The following is a 5,436-nucleotide window of genomic DNA, read 5'->3' as shown; positions in this document are numbered from 1 at the left end:
TGCACGGCGCTGCCCCGCCGCCAGTGCCCAGGACGCGCGCCGTCGGCTCGGTCGAGGTGCGCAGCCACCTGCTGGTGGCAGATGGCGTCGAAGTCGTCATCGAGCCGGGCCGCGCCGGCCTGTCGCCACAGCAGGCGCGCCGCTTCATCCAGGGCGTGATGGCGGCCTATCAGCAAATCACCCAGGAGGCCGAGCCGGCCCATCCCCCCCCGCCCACCCCACCTTCCGAGAGGAGCAAGTGATGAGCCTGCACGACCATGCGTGTCTGGAATCTGTCGATGGCCAGGCCGTGACCCTGCTGGGGGCCCGGCTCACGGGCGAGTTGCGCGGCCTGCTGTTTGCCGCCCGTGTCGAGCAGCGCTTTGTCAATCCGGGTGATGAACATCTGGAGGTGGTGTACCGCTTTCCACTGCCCTGGGGTGCCGTGCTGCTGGGGATTGAGGTGGAGCTGGGCGGCAAGCGCCTGACGGGTGCCGTGGTTGCACGGGCCCAGGCCGAGGCAGACTATGAGGAGGCCCTGTCCCAGGGCGACGCGGCCATCATGCTGGAGAAAAACCATGACGACAGCTATTGCCTGAACTTGGGCAATCTCGCGCCGCGCGAGCGCTGCACCATCACCCTGCGCTACGCCCAGGTCCTGCCATTCGAGCAGGGGGCGCTGCGCCTGCTCATCCCGACGACGATTGCGCCGCGCTACGAGGACGGTGCCCACGCCAGCCCGGTGCCCCAGCATCAGCGCATGGCTTCCAGCTTGACGGCAGAGCATGGGCTGGAGCTGGAGTTGACGCTGCACGGCAGCCTGGCCCGCGCCCGTGTCGCCTCGCCCAGCCATGCCATCAGCGTTGTCAGTGCCGAAAGCGAAGGTCAGGGCGCTGATGAAGGTATTGATGGAGGCGCTGTGCTGCGCGTCGCCCTGGCCCGGCAGGCCTGGCTGGATCGGGACTTCGTGCTGGTGCTCGATCAATTGGCGCATTCCAGTCTGGCGCTGGCGGGGGCGGACTATGCCCAGCCTGGGCAGGCCACCGTGCTGGCCAGCTTTTGCCCGCGCCTAGCCGATCAGGCACCGCTGGATGTGACAGTGAAGATCTTGGTGGACTGCTCGGGCTCCATGGGCGGCGACAGCATCGGGGCGGCCCGGCGCGCCTTGCAGGCCGTCGTGTTGCAGCTGCGCGGGGCCGACCGTTTCTCGCTGTCGCGCTTTGGCAGCTCGGTCGAGCACCGGGCGCGGGGTCTGTGGAAAGTCAGTGATGCCACCCGGCTGGCGGCGCAGCGCTGGGTCGGCACGCTGGAGGCCGACCTGGGCGGCACTGACATGCAGGCGGCCCTGGAGTCCACCCTGCAACTGGCGCACAGCGTTCGCAGCGACGTCCTGTTGGTGACGGACGGCCAGATTGGCAGCGTCGATGCCGTCATCGCTGCGGCCCGTGGCTCCGGCCATCGGGTCTTCGTGGTCGGCATCGGCAGCAGCGTGGTGCAGTCGCACTTGCAGCGCCTGGCCGCTGCGACAGGCGGGGCCTGCGATTTCGTCGCGCCTGGCGAGGCGGTCGAGCCTGCCGTGCTGCGCATGTTTGCCCGCCTGCGCTCGCCGGACCTGGAGGATTTGCGCCTGGAGTGGCCTGGCCAGGTGCAGCCCCTGTGGGCCTCTGCGCTGCCGTCTGCGGTGTTCGATGGCGACACCGTCAATGTCTTTGCCGGCTTCGCCCAGGTGCCCCAGGGGGTTGTCCGGCTGCTCGGGCGCGCCGGGTCGGTAGCGCCCGAGCAGGAGCTGGGCCGGGCGGCACTCGACGCCAGGGTGAGCGCAGCGCCCACCCTGGCGCGGGTCGCTGCGGCTGCGCGGCTCGCTGCCCTCACGCCGGACGATGCGCACGCTGACGCCCAGGACGAGGGCGTGCGTCTGGCGGTGGACTACCAGCTGGTGAGCGATGAGACCAATTTCCTGCTGCTACATGAGCGCGCCGCTGCCGACAAGGCCGGGCAGATGCCCCGGCTGCATCAGGAGCGCCCGATGCTGGCGGCGGGCTGGGGCGGGGCGGGATCGGTGAGCCTCAGCAGAATGCGGGCGGACATATGGGCAGGAGGGGTGCCCGCACTGCAGAGGCGCTCTCCGATCAGGCAGATCGAGGCCAGGGCGTTTCGCTCCATAGGTTCCGCGAGAAGCGATAGATTGCGGTCCTTTCTGGATGACTTGAACGACGATGCTCCCCTCGTGCCAGCCAAGCCGGCCAAGCCTCGGATTGATCGCAACGACCCCCGTTACTGGACTCGCAGCGAGTTCTATACCGGGCTGACGCCGCTGGGCTTGCAGGAATGGTTGCGTATCAATCCTGAATCAGAGTGGCCCGCGACGTATGAGGAATTGCGCGACATCGGCCTGGGCGCGCCGGTCGTGGAGTGGTTGGAGCTGCTGTTCAAAAATCGTGTGGACGCGGGCATGCCCGAATCTGCAGTCGTGATGGGTTTTCTGGCAGCCATCGATGGGGGCGCATGGCAGGCCTCGCGAAAACCATCCCGGCGCTCGTCTCCAACCCAGGACCGAGAGAAAGTCAGAGAGTTCTTCCTGGGCGCTCTTGAAAGAACCACCCCTCAGGAGTGGCCAGAAAGCGTGTGGACTTTGGAAGAGAGGTTGGATGATGATTGAAGGGAAGGTTGATTTCCATAGTTGCCCATCTTCTACGCGACGATGGGGATATGAAAAAACCACTGCAAAACCCCTCCTCCCCCGACAGGCGTACGGCGTGGTGGCAGCCGGGCACGCCAGCGATGCAGCGTGGCGGGATGGCTTCGAGGGCAGGCGTGCAGCGCATCGCGGCGCAAGCGTGATGCGCGATGTGATGCAATATCGCATCACGGAAAGATGTGTGGAGCCCCTGCCATGAGAACTACCCTGACCCTCGACGATGCTCTCTACGAAGAAGCGCTGGCCCTGGCAGATCCGGGAACCGACAAAGCCGATCTGCTGCGTGAAGCGGTGCGCACCTTCGTGCGCGTGCAGTCCGCCAAGCGGCTGGCCGCGCTGGGCGGACAGGCGCCGCAGATGCCGGACATTCCGCGCCGCGCTGCCGAGCCGGGTCACCAGTGATGCGTGTTCTGGTGGACACCTCGGTCTGGGTAGCCCACTTTCGCGAGCGCAACGCACCACTGGTCGAGTTGCTGCTCATGGACGCAGTGCTGGTGCATCCCCTGGTCCTGGGTGAACTGGCTTGTGGCACGCCGCCGTCGCGCACGCAAACGCTGGCACATCTCAAGCGTCTGCAGCCGGCAGCGGTCGCCAGCCTGGACCAGGTGCTGGCATTCATCGAGCGCGAGCGCCTGTTCGGGCTGGGCTGCGGGCTGGTCGATCTGTCGCTGCTGGCGTCCGCCTTGATCACCCCAGGGGCCAGGTTGTGGACGCTCGACCGGCAACTGGGCGCGATGGCAGAGCGCTTTCAGGTGGCCTTCTCAGCCATTCAGCCCTGAAAGAGGAGCTCGCAAACAGCGGGCACTGCCGGACCGGCTGGGGGCTCGGGATGTGAACGATGCTGCTGCAGGAGAGGCTCAAGCCTGGGCCGCTGAGCCCACGCCCAGCAACCCATGCAGCCGCTCGCTGCTGGTCGTGTACTCCAGCGGCAATTTGCGCCCGGCCAGCCACTCCGCAGCGCCGAAGGCCGCCAGCGCTGCCTCGTGGAAGCCGCTCAGGATCAGCTTGCGCTTGCCGGGGTAGGTGACGGCGTCGCCCACGGCGTGGATGCCGGGCACGTTGGTGGAAAAGGTTGCCGTGTCCACCACCAGTTGCTTGCGCTCCAGTTGCAGGCCCCAGTCGGCGATCGGCCCCAGGCGCGGCACCAGACCCAGGCGCACCAGCAGCGCGTCCAGCGGCAGGCGCAGGGTGGCGCCTTCAGGGGTGGTCAACTCCAGCCCGGTCAGGCGGCCGGCGTCTTCCACGGTGGCACTGGCCATGCCGATGGCGACCGCGATGCGCCCGGCGGCGCGCAGGGCTTGCAGTTCATCGAGCACGGCCGGCGTGGCATCGAACACATCGCGCCGGTGCTGCAGCGTGACGCGCGCGGGGCGCAGTGCCTCGGGTGCGGTGGCCAGGGCAATGGCGAGTTCCACGGCGGGTGCACCGCCACCGTGCACCACGACCTGCTGGCCGGCCAGACGGGTCGCGCCGTCCCAGTGGTAGAGAACCTGCCTGCCCTCATGCGCTTGCAGGCCGGGCAGCTTGAGCGTGCGCGGCATGAAGGCACCCACGCCGCTGGCGATGAACACGGTGCGTGCTTTCAGCTGCGTGCCGCGCGCCGTGCCGATCAGGAAGCCGCCCTCCGGCAGCACCTGCAGCATGTCCGCCTGTTGACCCAGGTGAAAGGTGGGGGCGAAGGGCGTGATCTGTGCGTGCAGGCGCTGCACCAGTTCGTTGCCGGTGCACACCCGGATGCCAGGGATGTCGTAGATGGGCTTGTCGCCGTACAGTTCGGCGCACTGGCCCCCGATGTACGGCAAGGCATCGATCACATGGGCCTGCAGGCCATGCAGGCCGAGCTGGAAGACCTGGAACAGCCCGACCGGGCCGGCGCCGATGACCACCGCATCGACCGCCACGGCTTGCGGCGCATGGGCCGCACCGGTCGGGGTGGATCCGCCCGTCACCACTTTTCCAGGTACTGGAGCTTGCCTTCCTTGCCGTTCCATTCGTCGGCATCCGGCAACGCGCCCTTGCGCTTCGTGATGCTCTTGAACTTCGGCGACAGCTCGGCGTTGATCTTGATGAAGGCCAGCTGATCGGCCGGCAGGTCTTCCTCGGCGAAGATGGCATTGGCCGGGCACTCGGGAATGCACACCGCGCAGTCGATGCATTCGTCCGGGTCGATCACGAGGAAGTTCGGGCCTTCGCGGAAGCAATCCACGGGGCAGACGTCCACGCAATCGGTGTATTTGCACTTGATGCAGTTCTCGGTGACGACGTGAGTCATGGGAATTTTGTAGCTGGTGGTATCCGGGGTATCCGGGATTGCCCGTAATTTTAGGCCGCTGCACGCTTGCAGCCCGCCGCCGGCCGGAGCGCCGGCAAGAACAGCATGGCTTCTGCGCGGGCGGAGCGCGTCTGGGTTCCTCAGTGCAGCAGTGCCGCGCCGGCGGTGCGGTGGCTGGCCGTGTCCACGAGAATCAACGAGCCGGGCACGCGCGCCACGTCGAAGGCGGTCGCGGGAATCGGCTCCTGCAGCAACAGTTCGACCCGGCCGATGGCGTTGGGGGCCAGCGCCTGGGCTTCCTCCTGCGCCAGGGTCTGGATGTCGAGCCGGTGGACCACGCGGCGCACGCGCGCCTTGACCCAGCGGTGGCCATGCAGCGCCCAGTAGATGCGCCCGGCCACGAGCGGCTCGTCGTCCAGCCACGCGACGGTGGCCAGGACCTCGCGGCGTCCCGGGTCGGCGGTGGCCGGCGCGTCCGCCAGCAGCC

Annotated in this window: 6 protein-coding genes and 1 pseudogene; 4 read left to right on the top strand and 3 right to left on the bottom strand. The window is 67.7% G+C overall.

The window, feature by feature from the left end; all coding sequences use genetic code 11:
- The 4 genes and pseudogenes from A612_RS10145 to A612_RS10130 form a co-directional block, all read left to right on the top strand.
- Positions 1–242 (top strand): annotated as a pseudogene (locus A612_RS10145) (hypothetical protein); the annotation flags it as partial.
- Positions 242–2,638, top strand: a complete 2,397-nt coding sequence (locus A612_RS10140; RefSeq protein WP_019374380.1) for a VIT domain-containing protein — start codon at positions 242–244, stop codon at positions 2,636–2,638. The pseudogene A612_RS10145 and the gene A612_RS10140, both read left to right, overlap by 1 nt.
- Before the next feature lie 234 nt (positions 2,639–2,872).
- Entirely contained in the window at positions 2,873–3,079 is a 207-nt protein-coding gene (locus tag A612_RS10135) for a type II toxin-antitoxin system VapB family antitoxin (protein ID WP_019374379.1), read from the top strand.
- Entirely contained in the window at positions 3,079–3,456 is a 378-nt protein-coding gene (locus A612_RS10130) for a type II toxin-antitoxin system VapC family toxin (protein ID WP_040436568.1), read from the top strand. The genes A612_RS10135 and A612_RS10130 overlap by 1 nt, the downstream gene beginning before the upstream one ends.
- Before the next feature lie 78 nt (positions 3,457–3,534).
- Here the strand turns inward: A612_RS10130 and A612_RS10125 are convergent, their stop codons facing one another.
- From A612_RS10125 to A612_RS10115, 3 genes are all read right to left on the bottom strand, one after another.
- Positions 3,535–4,668, bottom strand: a complete 1,134-nt coding sequence (locus A612_RS10125) for an NAD(P)/FAD-dependent oxidoreductase (RefSeq protein ID WP_081501163.1) — start codon at positions 4,666–4,668, stop codon at positions 3,535–3,537.
- Positions 4,623–4,949 carry a ferredoxin FdxA gene (gene fdxA, locus A612_RS10120; RefSeq protein WP_019374376.1) on the bottom strand — a complete coding sequence of 109 codons (327 nt, stop codon included), beginning with the start codon at positions 4,947–4,949 and terminating at the stop codon, positions 4,623–4,625. Before fdxA ends, A612_RS10125 begins: the two co-directional genes overlap by 46 nt.
- 140 nt (positions 4,950–5,089) lie before the next feature.
- On the bottom strand, positions 5,090–5,436 hold a 347-nt coding region (locus A612_RS10115; RefSeq protein WP_040436566.1), incomplete at its 5' end, for an elongation factor 1-alpha C-terminal domain-related protein.

Origin of the sequence: Melaminivora alkalimesophila (assembly GCF_000282995.1) — a bacterium.
Lineage (GTDB): Bacteria > Pseudomonadota > Gammaproteobacteria > Burkholderiales > Burkholderiaceae_C > Melaminivora > Melaminivora alkalimesophila.
This window is presented reverse-complemented; position numbering and strand designations above follow the sequence as displayed.

Bases quoted from the DNA above. Each gene is read 5' to 3' on its own strand.
- A612_RS10140 (WP_019374380.1), top strand. From the start codon at position 242: ATGAGCCTGCACGACCATGCGTGTCTGGAATCTGTCGATGGCCAGGCC.
- A612_RS10135 (WP_019374379.1), top strand. From the start codon at position 2,873: ATGAGAACTACCCTGACCCTCGACGATGCTCTCTACGAAGAAGCGCTG.
- A612_RS10130 (WP_040436568.1), top strand. From the start codon at position 3,079: ATGCGTGTTCTGGTGGACACCTCGGTCTGGGTAGCCCACTTTCGCGAG.
- A612_RS10125 (WP_081501163.1), bottom strand. From the start codon at position 4,668: ATGGAACGGCAAGGAAGGCAAGCTCCAGTACCTGGAAAAGTGGTGACG.
- fdxA (WP_019374376.1), bottom strand. From the start codon at position 4,949: ATGACTCACGTCGTCACCGAGAACTGCATCAAGTGCAAATACACCGAT.